Here is a 17,416-nt window from a genome sequence, read left to right on the forward strand (position 1 = left end):
CGTGTCGTTTGTAGCACCGCTCACCAGGTCGAGGGACTAGACACCTCTCACCTTTTGAGGGCCTGGGGATCAGTCCCCAGGCCCTTTTTTTTAACTTTTTCGCGGGCAGGACGTTAGATGTTTTGTGCTTTTGACACCGCCAAGATCGCAGCCTTCGGCAGCTCCTACATTGATTGACGTGCACCTGTAGGAGCTGCCGAAGGCTGCGATCTTTTGATTCTGCAGCACCTCGTTTCGTCGCTTGCACCACTACCGTGCAGACGGGCGCGCCACTGATCGGTATAGTGCCGCCCCTCTTCGCGTGAGCGGTCGTCGGTAACGAGGCCATAACCCATGCGAAACCCGAACTAATAACAAACCCGCGAAATGGATCCGGGACGAAACCTTCGCCTCACCTGTTGTGCCGAGCGCAAACCGGTGTAACGCGATGTTTCAGAACATCCAGCATTTGCTTACACAAAAAACAGCGAGGAAAAATCCATGCTCGAAGTCATCAACGACTTCCTCTCAGGGAAAGTACTGATCGTGCTCATTGTCGGGCTCGGTAGCTACTTCACGATTCGCTCGCGTTTCGTTCAATTGCGTCACTTTTTCCACATGTTCGCGGTGTTCCGCGACAGCCTGAAAAGCAGCGCCGGGCAACTCAGCTCGTTCCAGGCCCTGATGCTCAGCCTCGCCGGCCGCGTTGGTGCAGGCAACATCGCCGGTGTCGGCATCGCCGTGACCCTCGGTGGTCCGGGTGCGGTGTTCTGGATGTGGGTGACCGCACTGGTCGGCATGTCCAGCAGCTTCTTCGAGTGCTCGCTCGGTCAGCTGTACAAACGCACTGACTCGGACGGCACGTTCCGTGGCGGCCCGTCCTACTACATCCAGCACGGCTTGCAGAAGCGCTGGTTGGGTATGGTCATGGCGTTCCTGTTGCTGGTGACCTTCGGTTTCGCCTTCAACGGCCTGCAAGCTCACGCCGTGACTCACTCGCTGAACAACGCTTTCGGCCTCGACACCACTTACACCGGTCTCGGTCTGGCAGTGCTGTTGGGTCTGGTGTTCATCGGCGGGATCAAGCGCATCGCCAAGGTCGCTGACCTGCTGGTGCCGGTGAAAACCCTGGTCTACATCGGCGTGACCCTGTACGTGATCGTGCTGCAATTCGATCACGTTCCGGCGATGCTGATGACCATCGTCAAGAGCGCCTTCGGTCTCGACCAGGCCTTCGGCGGTCTGATCGGCAGCGCCATCGTCATGGGCGTGAAGCGTGGCGTATTCGCCAACGAAGCCGGTCTGGGCAGTGCGCCGAACGTGGCGGCAGTGGCTTCGGTCGAGCACCCGGTGGCACAGGGTGTGGTTCAAGCGTTCAGCGTGTTCCTCGATACCTTCGTGATCTGCACCTGCACCGCGCTGCTGATCCTGCTCTCGGGTTTCTACACCCCGGGTTTCGAAGGCGACGGCATTGCCCTGACCCAGAACTCGCTGGCCGCCGTGGTTGGTGAATGGGGCCGGATGTTTATCTCGGTTGCCTTGGCGTTGTTCGTGTTCACCTCGATCCTCTACAACTACTATCTGGGCGAGAGCAACCTGCGTTTCCTGATCGGTGAAAACCGCAAGGCGCTGATCGGCTACCGCGCACTGGTACTGGTGTTGATCTTCTGGGGTGCCATCGAAAACCTCGGCACCGTATTCGCCTTCGCCGACATCACCATGACCATGCTGGCCTTCGTCAACCTGATCGCGCTGTTCCTGCTGTTCAAGGTCGGCATGCGCATCCTGCGTGACTACGATGACCAGCGTGCGGCTGGCATCAAGACGCCGGTGTTCGATTCGAGCAAATTCCCGGATCTGGACCTGGACCGCAAAGCCTGGCCGGCCAACCCGCCTGCCGCTGCCGGCAAGACTGAAGCCGAGCCGCAAGGCGTACCCGCAGCGCAACGCTGATGGGTAAATGACGGGCGCATCCTCTGCGCCCGTCAGTTATTGTGATGCAATACCTGTAGGAGCGAGCCTGCTCGCGATAGCTATCTTTCAGCCAACATCAATGTTGAATGATGAACCGCTATCGCGAGCAGGCTCGCTCCTACAATGTCATCTCTCGTGGAGACCTAAGATGATTGCCAATTCCTATCCTGCCGCCCAAAACGTCATGGTGCTCTATACCGGTGGCACCATCGGCATGCAGGCCAGCGCCAATGGCCTGGCCCCGGCGTCCGGTTTTGAAACGCGGATGCGCGAGTACCTGCACAGCCAGCCTGATCTGGTAGTGCCGCAGTGGCGCTTTCGCGAGATGTCGCCGCTGATCGACAGCGCCAACATGACGCCATCCTATTGGCAGCAATTGCGTGAAGCAGTAGTCGACGCCGTCGATGTGCAAGGCTGCGACAGCGTGCTGATCCTGCACGGCACCGACACCCTGGCTTACAGCGCCGCGGCCATGAGCTTCCAACTGCTCGGCCTGCACGCCCGTGTGTGCTTCACCGGTTCCATGCTACCGGCTGGCGTCACTGACAGCGACGCCTGGGAAAACCTCGGCGGCGCACTGGTTGCTCTCGGCCAAGGCCTGGCGCCGGGTGTGCACCTGTACTTTCACGGCGAACTGCTGGCGCCAACCCGTTGCGCGAAAGTGCGCAGCTTCGGACGTCACCCGTTCAAACGTCTGGAGCGTCAGGGCGGCGGTGTGAAAGCCACATCGATCCCGGCGGCGTTGCATTACAACCAGCCAAAACAATTGGCGAAAGTTGCCGTGCTGCCGCTGTTTCCCGGCATCGGCGCCGAGATCATCGACGGCCTGCTCGACAGCGGCGTTCAGGGTCTGGTGCTGGAGTGCTACGGCAGCGGCACCGGGCCGAGCGACAATCCTGAATTCCTCGTCAGCCTCGGCCGTGCGCGGGATAACGGTGTGGTGGTGGTTGCGGTCACGCAGTGCCACGAAGGCGGTGTCGAGCTGGATGTGTATGAGGCGGGTAGCCGTTTGCGTGGCGTTGGTGTGTTGTCCGGCGGCGGCATGACCCGTGAGGCAGCGTTTGGCAAGTTGCACGGCCTGCTCGGTGCTGACCTTGAAACTCAGGAAGTGCGCCGACTGATCGAACTCGATCTGTGTGGTGAGCTGGTCTGACACCCAACATCTCCTGTAGGAGCTGCCGAAGGCTGCGATCTTTTGATTTGGTTTTTCAGGATCAAAAGATCGCAGCCTTCGGCAGCTCCTACAGGAGGGCGATAGGCACACAACTTGCTCCCATTTCCAGCATCCCCAGGCTGGAAGACGCTGATGCTCCACTCCCACCTCACCACCCTCAACGCCGTCTCGCTGATTCTCAACACCTTCAACGCCGAAGGCTTGTCGAGCGAGGCGCTGCTGGCTGGCAGCGGCATCAATGCGGCGGATCTGGCCCGTGCCGACACGCGCATCACCACCAATCAAGAGATGCAGGTCTGCGCCAATGCTGTCGCGCTCAAGCACGACATCGGCCTGGAGCTGGGGCGGCGCATGCACGTTTCCTGCTACGGCATGCTCGGTTACGCGCTGCTCACCTGTGCCACCTTCGGTGACGCTTTGCGTCTGGCGATCCGTTATCCGGCGCTGTTGGGAACACTTTTCGAGCTGAGCCTGGAAGACGATGGCGAGCGCGTCTGGTTCGTCGCCGCCGACTATCGCGAGAGCCCGGCGATGGCGGTGTTCAATGCCGAATTTTGCCTCGTTTCGCTCAAAGTCATTTGCGATGACTTGCTCGGTCATCCGCTGCCGTTGCTGGCCACACGCTTCGAACACGCCGCGCCGGACTACCGCGACCGCTACGCCGAGCACTTCGCCAGCCCGCTGCACTTCGCCGCCAAGGACAACGCGTTCGCCTTCGACCGACACTGGCTCGATCAACCGCTGCCGCTGGCAGATGCCATCACTCATCAAGCCATGGCCGAACGTTGCCGCAAGCAGAACCTCGAGTTCACCGGGCGTCAGGCCTGGCTCGGGCGCATCCGTCAGTTGCTCAGCGCCCAGTTGAACGCGGCGCCGGGGCTGGAAGGATTGGCGCAGCAGATGAAATGCTCGCCACGCACGCTGCGCCGCCACCTCAAGGACATGGGCAGCAGTTATCAGGAACTGCTCGACGAACTGCGCTTCGAGCGGGCCAAGCAGATGTTGTGTGAGGATCAACTACCGATCTATCGCATCGCTGAAACCCTGGGCTTCAGCGAGACTGCGAGTTTCCGCCATGCATTCGTGCGCTGGAGCGGCGTGGCGCCGAGTCAGTTCCGGCCGCATTGATTGTTAGCCTTGCCTCAATCTGTGCAACACAAAACCCTGTGGGAGCTGGCTTGCCAGCGATAACGACGGCACAGCCAACATTGAAGTTGCCTGACACTCAACTATCGCTGGCAAGCCAGTTCCCACAAGGTGGGTTTTCATGTCGACTCCTGATCCAGGCTTGAGGGGCCAATTGCGGTCAGCATTTTTGGCCAGATCAATCCCCTTTTGGCCTTTCCTGCCGTTCTCCGAATCGCCTCGCGCCGCAACACTTGGGGCAACCGATTCAGCCCTGCGGAGAACAACAAATGCTGACGATCTACTCGGACGATCACCACCTGCACCATGGCCGCTGCGAATTGATCGATGGCCAGCTAAAGCCTTGCTTCGAGATGCCATCGCGTGCCGATCATGTGCTGCAACGGGTGCAGCACCAAGACCTGGGCCCGGTCGAGGCGCCGAAGGATTTCGGCCTCGAGCCGATCGCCCGTATCCACAGCCGCGATTATCTGGATTTCTTCAAAGGTGCGTGGGCGCGCTGGACTGAATTCAACACCGACGGCGACTTGCTGCCCTACACTTGGCCGGCGCGCACATTGCGTGCGATCAAGCCGACCAGCCTGCACGGTCAGCTCGGTTACTACAGCTTCGACGGCGGCGCGCCGATCACCGCCGGCACCTGGCAAGCAGCGTACAGCGCAGCGCAGGTGGCCCTGACGGCGCAAGCGGCGATTCAGGGTGGTGCGCGCAGTGCCTTCGCCCTCTGCCGTCCACCGGGGCACCACGCCGCCAGCGACTTGATGGGTGGTTATTGCTACCTCAACAATGCTGCCATTGCCGCGCAGGCGTTCCTCGATCAGGGCCATAAAAAAGTCGCGATCCTCGACGTCGACTATCACCACGGCAACGGCACGCAGTCGATTTTCTATGAGCGCAGCGATGTGTTGTTCACCTCGATTCATGGCCACCCGGAAGCGGAATTCCCGTTCTTCCTCGGCTATGACGATGAGCACGGCGAAGGCGACGGAGAGGGTTTCAACTTCAACTATCCGCTGCCGGCCGGCTCTGGCTGGGATGCATGGTGCGCAGCGCTGGATCAGGCCTGCAACGAGATCGACAGCTACGGCGCCGACATCATCGTCGTATCGCTGGGTGTCGACACCTTCAAGGATGATCCGATCTCGCAATTCAAACTCGACAGCCCGGATTATCTGGCGATGGGCAAGCGCATTGCCGCCCTTGGCAAACCGACCCTGTTCGTCATGGAGGGCGGCTACGCCGTGGAAGAAATCGGCATCAACGCGGTGAACGTCCTCGAAGGATTTGAAAACCCGTAGAGAGCAACGCAAGCGCAAAAGACCCGCACTCGCGGGTCTTTTTTTGCCCGCAACATTTATGTACCGCACACCGCCACAACGTGACCTCTACTTTGCCCTGATATGACGCCCTCGTGGCGCGCCTCTTTCGTCAGATCAGGAATTGCCCATGCCCGAATCTTCCATGCCCAGCCCCGTTGATGTAGTGACACAACTGGTGACCGGCCCTTCATTGCGCGAAGTCGCCTCGAAAACGCTGCAACCGGCGCTCAAGACACTGTACCCGACCCTGCACATTGATCCGCAACAGGCCATGGTGGTGACACCAACGTGGGTCATCAAAGGCGAGCAAGTCGCGCCCGGCCGCGAGCAGATCGAATCTCTGACCGATGTTCTGGTGCGACTCGCGCTGAGCGGCACCACGGTGACGTACCTCGACGGCGAGCACTTTCTGACCTTGCATCCCGGCCGGTCGGCAATCCAGCTGCCAGTGAAGATCGACGCGGTCGGCCGCCTGCTCAATGAATTTGCCCCTTTGATGTTCGTCGCCTTCAAAGAACAACATATCGCTTACTGGGGCACCTTCATCGCCCCGGATCGGGCGCGCTGGCAGCAAATGTCGGACGCCCTGCGCAACCTGTGGAACGTCGACGCCCGCCCGGGCTGGGATGCCGATCAGCAGGCCATGGCCCATGCCGTTTTCAACGCCCCGGACAAGCAACAGCGCTTGCCCGATGACAAATACAAGACCCGCGCCTGCCTGATTGACCTCGATCAGGGCGAAGCAGACGCAGAAGAAGGCAAGCACCTGACCCTGCTGGACTGCGCAGTGCTGATCGGTACCGTCGGACAGCGCACCATGATCCTGACCTATTCAGTGATCCATGGTTTCCAGACGTTCGACTCGCTGGATGAACTCGGCGAAGCACTGCCGCGCAAATTCTGGCAAAAAAAATCTGGTAGCAGGCTCAAATGGCGGCTAGTGGAGCCGCAAGGCAACTTTTTCGACCACCAGGCCTGCACACTGATCGCACTGGAAGGTGACGCACTTGGGGAAATCAATTTCTTCGAGGGCTCGACGTTCGATCAGCTCTACCCTCACACCGGCAAACCCCGGCAACCACCGCCGAACCTCAAGCCCCATATCGATCGTATGCGTGCGATGCTGCCTTCCTGGCTGGATGAAGCCGCGCCCGCTGACCAGGCCGCCTATAGTCGTTATCTGTTGGACCTGACGGTTTTGCAGCATTCGAACAAGGGCAAGTCGTTTCAGGAGCAGATTGCCAGCCTTCAGACATTTACTCGCGATGCCCTGAGCCGCCAAATGCTCAAGGATCACCCGACTGCAACCGGTCTGAAAATCGACAATATCGAAATCAGCATTGCCAGCCTGGAGGTGTGGGGCACGTTCGTCCTGCCGGGCAATATTCAAATCAAAAGCCTGTCGCTGATTGAGCTCGCCCTGCAAAACCTCGCGGGTCTGCCACTGGGCAATAAAACCGTGCGCTACAAGGACGACAGTGCCCTGCCGGACTGGATGACCGTGACTTACCTCGAACAACTGGTGAGCACTGTCGATATCGGCAAAACCTACCCGGCGCACCTGAAAAAGCTGCTGGTCGACGACGCCGTGCAAGCGGCTGCCCTGCAGCAGCTTTATACCCGCCAGTTGGCCATCGAACTGCCGCTGTTGGCGCTGCAACACAAGGTGCGTGGCGAAGCAGGCATTGACGAACTCGGTTACCGCTATGTCGTTGCCGCTCTGGACAGCCATGCCGAGGCGCGTCAGGTCAATGGGCAGGAGATCGTTATCCGGCCGCTTGCGTTCGCGGCCCATCGTGCGAGTTCAGGAGCCGATACCGTGACCAACATGTTCGTCATCGGCCCGCGCGACGCGGACAAAGGCCCCTGCGTGCTTTACCGACCGCTGTTCCAAATGGCACTGATTCAATACCCCAGCCACGCCAACCTGCTGTATGCGATACAGCATTCCCGGCAACTGCGTGAATCGGTTCTGGCCTGGTTGCCGGACGATGTGCGATTCAACTACAGCCAGTTCGTGTTTACCGCCAAACTGCCGTCGGTGTGGACGGTTCCGCAACTGTTGGTCAACCCGCTCACCGCCCTCGACATGTCCGGCCCTGTCACACTCGGCGCTGCAGTGATCGAAAGCGATATCCTGGCGACACTGCACACCACCAACGTTCAGGCAGTCATCACCCAGGCCGATCGCCAGTCCGTCTCCAATGCTGAAGCACGCTGGGCCAGCCTCAAGCGCGGCGGCTGGATGCTATTCAATGCAGCATTACCGTTTCTGGGCCGCAGTGTTGGCACGGCGGCATGGATATGGCAGATCATGGACGACTTGCAGGAGATCGGCGACGTCGCCAATCAAGAGTCCGGCAAGGTTGCCTGGAAGGCGGTGGCCGATATTTTTCTTGCACTGGGTATGGTGCTCGCGCATCGCGCGGCAGTTGGCGACAGGCCTCCCCCCGAATCGACCTATGTGTTTCCAGAAGAAGAACCCCAGGCCACAACGCCACACCCCACACTGATCAAACCGCAGCACTTGCCCGATGTCACCGGCGCCGAATTACCCACCGCCCATGAGTCCTCCGTCAACGCCCTCGCCGCGCTCCTGCGTTCGCCCCTCGCGCTGACCACCCTGCTCGACAGCTTTAATATTGCCAAGCCCGCAGGACTCGGTGATGCGGCCAGTACAGGCCAGCATCAACACCTCTATGCACACCAGAACAAATGGTATGCCCCGGTCGGCAAACGCTGGTTTGAAGTGCAGATCAATGACAACGCAGACGTGCAGATCGTCGACTCGCGCCATCAATCGTCGTTGGCAGGCCCGTTGCTGACACACACCGCCGGAGGTCAATGGGTGGTCGACCTTCGCTTGCGCCTGCGCGGAGGCGGGCTACGCAATCGCCGTCAAGAAGCCAAAAGCAAAAGCGAAAAGCTGGCTAAAAAAATCGCCACCGACCTCGAAGCTTTCGACCTGACGATGGACGATAAACAGTCCCAACTCGACCAGGCCCATAGTGCAATGGCCAGTGCCCAGCCACAAACCAGCGCAACGGCACGCCAAGAGTATCTGGATACCCTTGATTCACAGGGCAAGGCATACGAGGCCAACATCAAGCAAATCAAGGCATTGAACCTCGTCCAGAACATTCCCAACTACCGCACCACCATGATTCAGCGGCTGGAGATGCAATTGTTTCTTGGCCAGGAGTGGCTCAGCCAGCATTCCACCGACTACCAGGCCAATGTGCGGGCGGCGATGGAAATGATCGCTGACGACGCCAATGTCGAACGGCAAACGTTTATCCAGACCTGCGAGCGAATGACTGATCAGACCCAGGCCATCATCGAGAAGGTAGAGTCGGCTCATAGCCGGTTCCAGGAACTCGAACTGCTTGGCAAGGACGCCGTACAGACCCTTGTCTTGTATCGAAAGGCATTACCGACCTACGATCTGAATGACCTCAAGCTGCTGCAAATCAGTCTTGGCCAGGAAATCTGTCTCAAGCCCGGTAAAACAACGACCCACGCCGAGGCGCAACAGACACTGGAAACCCTTATTGAAGATGCTGCGCTGAATATTCAGAGTTCGCTGCACCTGACCGCCGACGAGGGCCTGAGCAACCTGCGCGAACGGATCGAAGCCCTGAGCAACGTTTCCGAGCAGTTCACCGCGGTGGATCAACGTTTCGCAGACTTTGCCGCCGAGTTTACCGATCAGCTTCAGACCGATCGGCTGGGGCTCGTACGCTCTCGGGTGATTGAGTTCAAGGCACTGACAGACGTGCGGCTGGCCGACCTGTTGCGCAACCGACATTTACTGGAACCGCAGCCCGGCCCGTCGCGACCGACGTCCGGCTCGACATCAACGCGCAAAATCATCAAGACCAGATTCAAAGGCACTCTCGTCGGCGAACGGAAAAAAAGCATTGATGGTCAGGACACCGATCTGGTTGAGGTACGCAGCGAACTGACGGGAGTCATCGCGACGTTTCACGAAAAATCACCGGGGGAATGGGTCGAACACGTCCCAACGAAACAGCCGCCCACCAAGGCCAGACCCACACTTAAAAAAAGCATCGAGCACGGGCAGGCCTTGATCGATGGGCTGGCGGAATTTCATCGACGTATCGAAGCCCGGATCAAGCGCGGCCAGAGACTTGCGGTGGAGATTGAGGAGCAATATCACAATCATGCCGCCCTTCTACGCAAGGCAAGCAGCGCGATCGATGAGGCGTTGACTGCCAATAATCTCACCGCCGACTCGTCACCCGGCACCGAAGTCCTCGGTCACGCCCTCAACAACGCCGCCACTCACCTGTATGAAAAAGGCACCAGCACCCGCATCAGGATGATCAAGCATCAGCCACCGGCGGCAGCAGGGGTCGCCTGGCTCAAAGAAAAAAATGAAGTAAAGATCGCCAAAACCGTTACTCGCCGCATGCTCAAGCGCCACACCAACGATTTTCTCGACGAATACGAAGTGCGCGATGCCAGAACCGGCAAGGTGTTGTGCTATGCACACTTTCACTACATCAGCGCCAATGTCCCGGACGTTTCGTTCGAAGCCGGACACATGAAAACCGTCGCCCAGCGTCGCCTCGGTGGTGCATATGATTTGCGCGGCCTCACCAATCAGCAGGTGATCGAGATTCATCGCAGCGAGATTCTTTCAAGTCAGCTCGCAGAAACCGTGTTCTTCACACCCGCCAGGCCTGTTGTAACCGAATCAGCGCCGCTGTGATTGCCGGCTCCGGCACAGCGGCAAAGCCCAGCACCAGGCCGGCGCGCTGATTGGCAGGCGTCGAGGAGTCCGGCAACCAATAGCTGCTCAAGCCATTGATCTCCACGTCCACGCGGGCAGCTTGCTCGATCAATTGCTGCTCGCGTTCGACGCTGTCCACGGCCACGGCCAGGTGCAGTCCGGCAGACACGGCGGGCAGATGGCCGACACCGGCAATGCCTGTCGGCCAGCCGTCGAGCAATGCATTGCGACGGTTGAGAGCGGCCCGGCGCATCCGGCGGATATGCCGCTGGAAATGCCCGGCCGCCATAAATTCGGCCATCACCGCTTGTGTGCTCACCTCGGAATGCCGGACGTCCACCGCCCGGCGTTGCGAAAACGCTTCCACCAGCCCCGGTGGCAGCACCAGATAACCGAGGCGTAGCGCCGGGAACGCGACCTTGCCGAAGGTACCGACATACAACACGCGCCCCTGACGGTCGAGCGCCGCCAACGGTGCCAATGGCGCACCGGTGTAGCGATACTCGCCGTCGTAGTCATCTTCGATGATCCAGCCCTGGGTGCGTTCGGCCCACGCCAGCAGTTCAAGACGTCGCGCAAGACTCATCACCACCCCCGTCGGGTATTGATGGGACGGCGTGACGTAAGCCACGCGGCAATCCGTGGCCGCCGACAATGCCGAGCAATCCATACCCTCTTCATCCACAGCAATCCCGCGCAACCGGCCACCTGCCACGGCGAACGCATGGCCGGCCGCGCGGTATCCCGGATTTTCGATGCCGACACCGTCACCCGGCTCTACCAGCAGCTGTGCACAAAGGCTTATGCCCTGCTGTGCGCCGCTGGTGATCACAATTTGCTCAGCCGAGCACTGCATGCCGCGCGAACTGCGCAAATAAGCCGCGATCAGCCCACGCAGGCGCGCATCGCCTGCCGGGTCGCCGTAGCACAGTTGCTGAAGATCCGGTTTGCGCCAGAAAGCCGCATTGAGCTTGGCCCATACGTCAAACGGGAACAGATCAAAGGCAGGAACTCCCACCCGAAATGCTCGTGGCGGGCCACTGGGTGGACGCGGCAAATGGTTGTTTTTTACCCTGATCAGCGGGTCACTGTGGATAATTTTACTGGATGGATCAACAGGCAAATCCAGCCAATTTGTGGATAAGGCTGTGGGTAAGCCTGTTGAAAACCCTGTGGATACTTTTGTGGATAGTTTTTTTCCGGTCAATGATTCGCCGAGTAACTGCGCCACATAAGTCCCGTCGCCGACACGCCCCTCGATAAAGCCTTCGGCATACAACTGATCGTAGGCGCGCACCACACTGTTACGGGAAATACCCAGCGCCGCCGCCAGATCGCGACTGGCCGGCAAACGCGTGCCACTGGCGAGCCGCCCGTCCAGTACGCGCAACCGCAACGCTTGATAGAGCTGGCGGCTCAAACCCTGGCGGCGATCAAGCTCGATTCCGGCCGGGTTGAAAGGCATGGCCAGCGGGGGCGAATCAATCATGACAATGGACCTATGAAATTGGTCATCAATGGCTCTTACAACAGACCAATAGCCTGCCTACGATGCAGGCATTCGCCAAGGAAAATCTCTCCATGTACACGCCACGCGCTTTTGCCATCGACGAGCTATCGCAACTTCATGAACTGATCCTCGCCACCCGCCTCGCCATTCTCGTGACCCACGGCGAAGCCGGTCTGCAAGCCAGCCATGTGCCGGTGCTGCTGCATTGCGAGCAAGGCGAAAACGGCACGCTCTACGGGCACTTGGCCAAGGCCAATCCACAGTGGAAAGACCTGCGCGACGGCGCCGAAGCGATGCTGATCTTTGCCGGCCCGGACGCCTACGTCAGTCCGGGCTTTTACCCAAGCAAAGCCGAACACGGCAAAGTCGTGCCGACCTGGAACTACGTCGCCGTCCACGCCTATGGTCACGCTGAAACCTTCAGTGATGGCGGACGCCTGCTCGACATCGTCAGCACCCTCACCGACCGCCATGAAGCCGGCCGCGCGCAACCGTGGAAAGTTGACGACGCCCCCGCCGATTACATCGACGGCATGCTCAAGGCCATCGTCGGTTTCGCCATTCCCATCGATCGTCTCGAAGGCAAGCGCAAGCTCAGCCAGAACCGCAGCCCCGAGGATATTGCCGGTGTGCGCGATGGGCTCGCGGCCAGCCCCGAGGTCAACGACCAAACCCTCGCCCAATTGATGCGTTAAGGAAAACACCATGAGTCAGATCGATATCCGCCCGGTTACCGCTGGCGACCACGCCGCCTGGCTGCCGCTGTGGCAGGCTTACCTGAGCTTCTACAAAGGCGAACTGCCGGACGCCGTCACGCACAGCACCTGGCAGCGCTTCCTCGACCCAGGCGAGCCGACTCACGCCGCGCTCGCCTGGACGGATGGCAAAGCGGTGGGCATGGTGCATTACATCTACCATCGCTCGAACTGGAGCATCGAAAACTCATGCTACCTGCAAGACCTGCTGGTCGAGGAACACACTCGCGGCACAGGCGTCGGTCGCTTGCTGATCGAACACGTCTACGCCACGGCCAAGGCCGACGGTTGCTGCAAAGTCCATTGGCTGACCCACGAAACCAACGCCACCGCGATCCAGCTCTACGAGCGCATCGCCGAGCGCCCGGGGTTCATCCAGTTTCGCAAAGCCCTTTAAGGAGAGACGCTAATGACTGCTTCACTTGCCGACTGGAAAGGCGTCCCCGCCCCGACCACCCAACTGCTCGAAGGTCGCTTCATCCGCCTGGAAAGGCTCGACCCGGCGCGCCACGCCGACGAGCTGTTCAACGCCCTGCAAGGCCCCGGCGCCGACCCGAAACTCTGGGATTACTTGCCCTACGGCCCGTTCCCGGAACGCAGTGTGTTCAATGACTGGCTGAACAACCACGCGGCGAGCAGCGACCCGTATTTCTTCAGCGTCATCGACCGCGCCAGCGGCCAGGTGCAGGGCATCCTCAGCCTGATGTCGATTGTGCCGGCGCAGGGCCGCATCGAAATCGGCCACGTCACCTTCGGCGCACCGATGCAGCGTTCGCCGAAAAGCACCGAGGCAGTTTATCTGCTGGCGAAGTATTCATTTGAGCTCGGCTACCGCCGCCTCGAATGGAAGTGCAACAACGGCAACGCCCGCTCAAAATACGCGGCCGAACGGTTGGGCTTCAGTTTTGAAGGCGTGTTCCGCCAGCACATGGTGGTCAAGGGCCAGAACCGCGACACCGCGTGGTACTCGATTCTGGATGGTGAGTGGCCAGCGATTGCGGCGGGGTTTGAGCGCTGGTTGAGTGATGAAAACCAGACTCCGACCGGACAGGTGAAAGGCTTGGTTGAGTGCCGTAGCTAACCCCTTAAAAGCAAAAGATCGCAGCCTGCGGCAGCTCCTACATTCGCTTTGTGTAGGAGCTGCCGAAGGCTGCGATCTTTTGATCCTTAACTGATATCCCGCCGAATCCGCACAACGCCCATCTTCATCCCAAACGGACGAAACACGGCGTTCAGCGATTTCAGCGTTTGATTACCCTCACCGTGTTCGATATGCACCAACGTGCGAACCGAAATTTTGCACATTTTCGCAAACTGGGTTTGGTGCAAACCCGTCACTTCCATACGCAAGCGGCGAACGGCTTCGCCGATCTCAAGCGTTCCCTGCGCCAGCGCTTCCCGTATGTTTTCAATAAGCACAGTGCGTTCGGCAACGGTCAGGCTCATTTCAGATCCCACCCTTTCAATCGCTGTTCCAGATTTTTCAATGCAATGCCTGGGTGATTCATGGTTCGGTCCGGCAAGCCGCTCTCAGTCAAAATATCGGGAAGCGCCGCGAGGCGATGTGCGTCCTGACGCAGACGCTCGAACAAATCCGGCGCGCCAGCCAAAGCAGCCAAGGGGTCATCCGGATCAGCAATATCAGACAATGCGCGACAAACACCTCGCCAATCGACATCACCCGCCCTTTCCAACGCTTTCGGCCACTTTGTCGTCCGGGTAATGCCTTCATCGTCCATGACCATCGGCGCCAAATCATAAATTGGAGCAAGCCGAAACGAACTTACCCCACGAATAATCGCGGTATTGCGGCCATGGTTATCCGAGTTACCGAGAATTTTGTTGATCAGATCCCGACGCAAGTAGTCCGCCACCAGATCGGGAATCTGATTCGCTTGCCCTGCCTCACGCCAAAGACCGGCAAGCATGCGAATCACGTCCAAATGGTCCATCGCGCTGCCTGGTGTTGTCACGTTAGCCAGCGAATAAATCGATTCGACTGCGTAACGCTCAACACCTTGAGCGGTTACCCGACGGTCAAAACGCTGCATCCACAAGCTGGGTTTGGTCGCCTCTTCCAGTGCCAGCCCCTGTGATGCGACCGTTTCGATGCCTAACGTCTGAAGGGCTCTGTAATAGTGGAACTCACTTCGCAAAATGTCCTGATCGGTCCGGTTACCTTTGTTGCGGGCAAATTTCACAAACCAGTGCTGACTGACGTCTGAATCCTCAAGGACTGCGTCGGGGAACAGGAGACCGGCCTTGTCCTCTGCCAACAGAAGCTTCGGTGCTTCCCCCCCCGCCCCCGTCGCACCGCCAATGGCGGCACCCAGTTCATAGGCGTACTCGAGAAACCGGTTGTCACGCAGGATCACGTCCTGACGCTGAAACCCAATGGGCTCTCGCTCATCCAAAGATTCGGCAGACTCCTTTATCCGCATGTTGCCGATCGGTGCCGCTGTACTTCGACCCAACAGATAAAGATCGGCGCTGATGCCTGCGGGTTTTTCTTGCCCCACGCGAGCAAGAAGAAAACGTTTCGCCGCACCGGCAGGAGCGATGTCATGGATGAAGGCTGGTACAGCGGATCGCCGGCTATCCCATTCCAATGGGAACCGTACACTCACAGCTTTTGAGAACGGCGACCCTATCTCGTCGAAGTTATCGAAGAGATAGGTGGTTTGATAACCGAAATCGCAGCGACTTTCGAAACCCTTTTCGGGGTCAGCGAAACTCAGAATCATCGCGTCATGCCATTGCCCTGCCGTGAATATCTGTAATGTCAGGTCGTACATGCGCTTTGCACCCGCATTTAAATGCACTTTAGCGAAGAGTTTTTCGTAATAACTGCAATATAGTGCATATTTAATTGAGAGCCACGAATACATCTGCAACAAAATGCAGAAAAGCACCCACAACGTCTTTCCCAATCCATGTGCTGGCGGAACATGCGCATGCACCGCCAGCGCGTTGATCACTCCGTTGGCACTAACCTGTCCAGCACCCGATTAACCGCCAGCTCTGCCAGCATCACCACCTGAGCGATGCCTTGCAGGGTTTTGCGGTGGGTACCTTCAACCTGCGCGATATGGTTGTTGATGATGACGGTGGCCGAGCCGAGGGTTGCACTGGCATCTGCCAGCAGCGACTCGTTGTCGGCCTCGGGACTTGCCATGTACAGCGTGTTGGGTTTGTAAGGCGCGGCCATGATGTCGGCCGGTGATGGGCCGAGATAGTGATCGAGGGCGCGCTCGGCGGCTTCGTGGAATTTCTTTGAATCGGGCGATTCGTAGGGGGATGCCGGATCAGGGATCGGCGGGTTTGGCGTTACTTTGAACATGGGGATATACCTCTGTGAGGCCGCACCATCCCGCTGCTAAACGATAGGGTGGCGGCTGTGCGCAAGTTAGCAGACCGGTCAATCCCCAACCCGGCGCACCCGAAGGTGCCATGCGCACAGCCACCATCAAGCGCAGGCAAATGCCTGACTGAATGAGACTTGTGCAACCAGATTGAAATGAAGCCGGGCTGCTAAACCCGATCACTGGAAATCAGTGACCCGATCAAGTTACGCAGCCCGCCCAGGGCGCACAAGCCGGCGGATTCTGGTGCATGCGTAGGCAGCGGCGCAAGGTTTTGTAGGTCGCAAGACGTAAAGCCAACAGGCTTTAAACAAGAGCGACGACAGAGGTTTACCGCACAAGAATAATTGGCGATTTATCTGTCTTGTTTCACCTACATGCCGATCAGGCACAGGCTCAAGGAGTCGCAATGCGTCCGTCATGCGGGATGGCTCCTACACCCTGTAGGAGCTGCCGCAGGCTGCGATCTTTTGATTTTGTCTTAAGCGAGTTTCTGCGCCAGCACCGCAATGTGCTCCGGGCCGATCCCGCAGCAACCGCCCAGGTGACTGGCACCACGCTGCTGCCAATCAAGCGCCCAATGCAGATAACCCGGCGGATCGAGATCTTCGCGCAGCGGATCGAGTCCGTCGTTGGCCGTGGCTTCTTTAGGCTGCGGTGGGAATGCATTGGCGTACGCGCCGATGTGAATCTTCACCCCCAGACGTTCGAAGGTGTCGCGCGCCGCATCAATCGCCGCGCCGATCACTTCCGGCTGACTGCAATTGAACAACAGCGTCTCGACGCCCAACTCGGCGGCCACTGCAGCCGCATCGGCCACCGGCTCGCCGGAACGCAAACGCGGCACTTCGTCGGTGTCTTCGTCCTTCAAGGTAAACGACAACCAGAACGGCTTGCCGTCCTGCGGCAGCCCGGCGTGGATGGCGCGCGCCTCGACAATCGAGCTCTGGGTTTCCGCCAGCCACAGGTCAACGTGCGATGCCAGGCCCTTGACCAATGGGCTGAGCAATTCCGTCACCCGGGACGCCTCGAACAGGTCCGGACGATAGGAGCCGAACAACGGCGGCAACGAACCCGCCACCCGCACGGCTTTGCCCGAAGCCTCTACCGCACGCCTCGCCAGTTCACCGGCCAACGCCGCCAGCGCCTGCCCTTCAGCGGCGAAACGTTCTTCGCCGATGTGGAACGGCACCACCGCGTAACTGTTGCTGGTGATCACATTGGCACCGCTGTCGATGTAGGCGGCGTGTACCGCTTCCACCGCTTGCGGCGCTTCGCTCAGCGCCAGCGCCGACCACTCTGGCTGTCGGAATGGCGCACCGGCGCGTTGCAACTCACGGCCCATGCCGCCATCGAGAATAATCGTGTTTGCTGCGCCCATATGCCTTTCACTCATAAGCTTATGAAAATAACTCACTATCAGAGTCGTTCTTATAACTAT

13 protein-coding genes are annotated in these 17,416 nt (G+C 59.1%); 8 read left to right on the forward strand and 5 right to left on the reverse strand.

Going from position 1 to position 17,416, the window contains the following annotated elements:
• Nucleotides 1-480: 480 nt before the first annotated feature.
• The 5 genes from PSH79_RS27625 (at nt 481) to PSH79_RS27645 (ending at nt 10,327) form a co-directional block, all read left to right on the forward strand.
• A complete protein-coding gene (locus PSH79_RS27625) occupies nt 481-1,932 on the forward strand; it encodes a sodium:alanine symporter family protein (RefSeq protein WP_305440538.1) in 1,452 nt (483 codons plus the stop codon).
• A gap of 169 nt (nt 1,933-2,101) precedes the next feature.
• Nucleotides 2,102-3,106: an asparaginase gene (locus tag PSH79_RS27630; RefSeq protein WP_305440539.1), complete on the forward strand. Its 1,005-nt coding sequence runs from the start codon at nt 2,102-2,104 to the stop codon at nt 3,104-3,106.
• Between the two features lie 153 nt (nt 3,107-3,259).
• Nucleotides 3,260-4,255: an AraC family transcriptional regulator gene (locus PSH79_RS27635; RefSeq protein ID WP_305440540.1), complete on the forward strand. Its 996-nt coding sequence runs from the start codon at nt 3,260-3,262 to the stop codon at nt 4,253-4,255.
• 287 nt (nt 4,256-4,542) lie between these two features.
• Nucleotides 4,543-5,571, forward strand: coding sequence for a histone deacetylase family protein (locus PSH79_RS27640; protein ID WP_305440541.1), 1,029 nt, complete (start codon nt 4,543-4,545; stop codon nt 5,569-5,571).
• A gap of 148 nt (nt 5,572-5,719) precedes the next feature.
• Entirely contained in the window at nt 5,720-10,327 is a 4,608-nt protein-coding gene (locus tag PSH79_RS27645; RefSeq protein WP_305440542.1) for a dermonecrotic toxin domain-containing protein, read from the forward strand.
• Here the strand turns inward: PSH79_RS27645 and PSH79_RS27650 are convergent.
• Entirely contained in the window at nt 10,284-11,837 is a 1,554-nt protein-coding gene (locus PSH79_RS27650; RefSeq protein WP_305440543.1) for a PLP-dependent aminotransferase family protein, read from the reverse strand. The two genes, PSH79_RS27645 and PSH79_RS27650, sit on opposite strands and share 44 nt — an antisense overlap.
• A gap of 92 nt (nt 11,838-11,929) precedes the next feature.
• Here PSH79_RS27650 and PSH79_RS27655 point away from each other — a divergent pair, with 92 nt between their 5' ends.
• Genes PSH79_RS27655 through PSH79_RS27665 form a run of 3 tightly spaced genes read left to right on the forward strand, consistent with a single transcriptional unit; the run spans nt 11,930 to nt 13,694 of the window.
• On the forward strand, nt 11,930-12,553 hold the full coding sequence (locus PSH79_RS27655; protein ID WP_305440544.1) for an FMN-binding negative transcriptional regulator: 624 nt from the start codon (nt 11,930-11,932) through the stop codon (nt 12,551-12,553).
• Nucleotides 12,554-12,563: 10 nt separating this feature from the next.
• A complete protein-coding gene (locus PSH79_RS27660; protein ID WP_305440546.1) occupies nt 12,564-13,010 on the forward strand; it encodes a GNAT family N-acetyltransferase in 447 nt (148 codons plus the stop codon).
• A gap of 12 nt (nt 13,011-13,022) precedes the next feature.
• The gene (locus PSH79_RS27665) at nt 13,023-13,694 is read left to right on the forward strand and encodes a GNAT family N-acetyltransferase (protein ID WP_305440548.1); all 672 of its coding nucleotides are present in this window, start codon (nt 13,023-13,025) and stop codon (nt 13,692-13,694) included.
• A gap of 86 nt (nt 13,695-13,780) precedes the next feature.
• Here the strand turns inward: PSH79_RS27665 and PSH79_RS27670 are convergent, their stop codons facing one another.
• From PSH79_RS27670 to PSH79_RS27685, 4 genes are all read right to left on the reverse strand, one after another.
• Nucleotides 13,781-14,059 carry a helix-turn-helix domain-containing protein gene (locus tag PSH79_RS27670; protein ID WP_150603600.1) on the reverse strand — a complete coding sequence of 93 codons (279 nt, stop codon included), beginning with the start codon at nt 14,057-14,059 and terminating at the stop codon, nt 13,781-13,783.
• Nucleotides 14,056-15,408 (reverse strand): HipA domain-containing protein, encoded by a 1,353-nt coding sequence (locus tag PSH79_RS27675; protein ID WP_305444113.1) that lies wholly within the window; start codon nt 15,406-15,408, stop codon nt 14,056-14,058. Before PSH79_RS27675 ends, PSH79_RS27670 begins: the two co-directional genes overlap by 4 nt.
• A gap of 179 nt (nt 15,409-15,587) precedes the next feature.
• A complete protein-coding gene (locus PSH79_RS27680) occupies nt 15,588-15,953 on the reverse strand; it encodes a DUF6124 family protein (RefSeq protein ID WP_305440549.1) in 366 nt (121 codons plus the stop codon).
• 503 nt (nt 15,954-16,456) lie between these two features.
• The gene (locus PSH79_RS27685) at nt 16,457-17,356 is read right to left on the reverse strand and encodes a homocysteine S-methyltransferase family protein (RefSeq protein WP_305440550.1); all 900 of its coding nucleotides are present in this window, start codon (nt 17,354-17,356) and stop codon (nt 16,457-16,459) included.
• Nucleotides 17,357-17,416 lie beyond the last annotated feature (60 nt).

Source organism: Pseudomonas sp. FP2196 (assembly GCF_030687715.1).
GTDB lineage: Bacteria > Pseudomonadota > Gammaproteobacteria > Pseudomonadales > Pseudomonadaceae > Aquipseudomonas.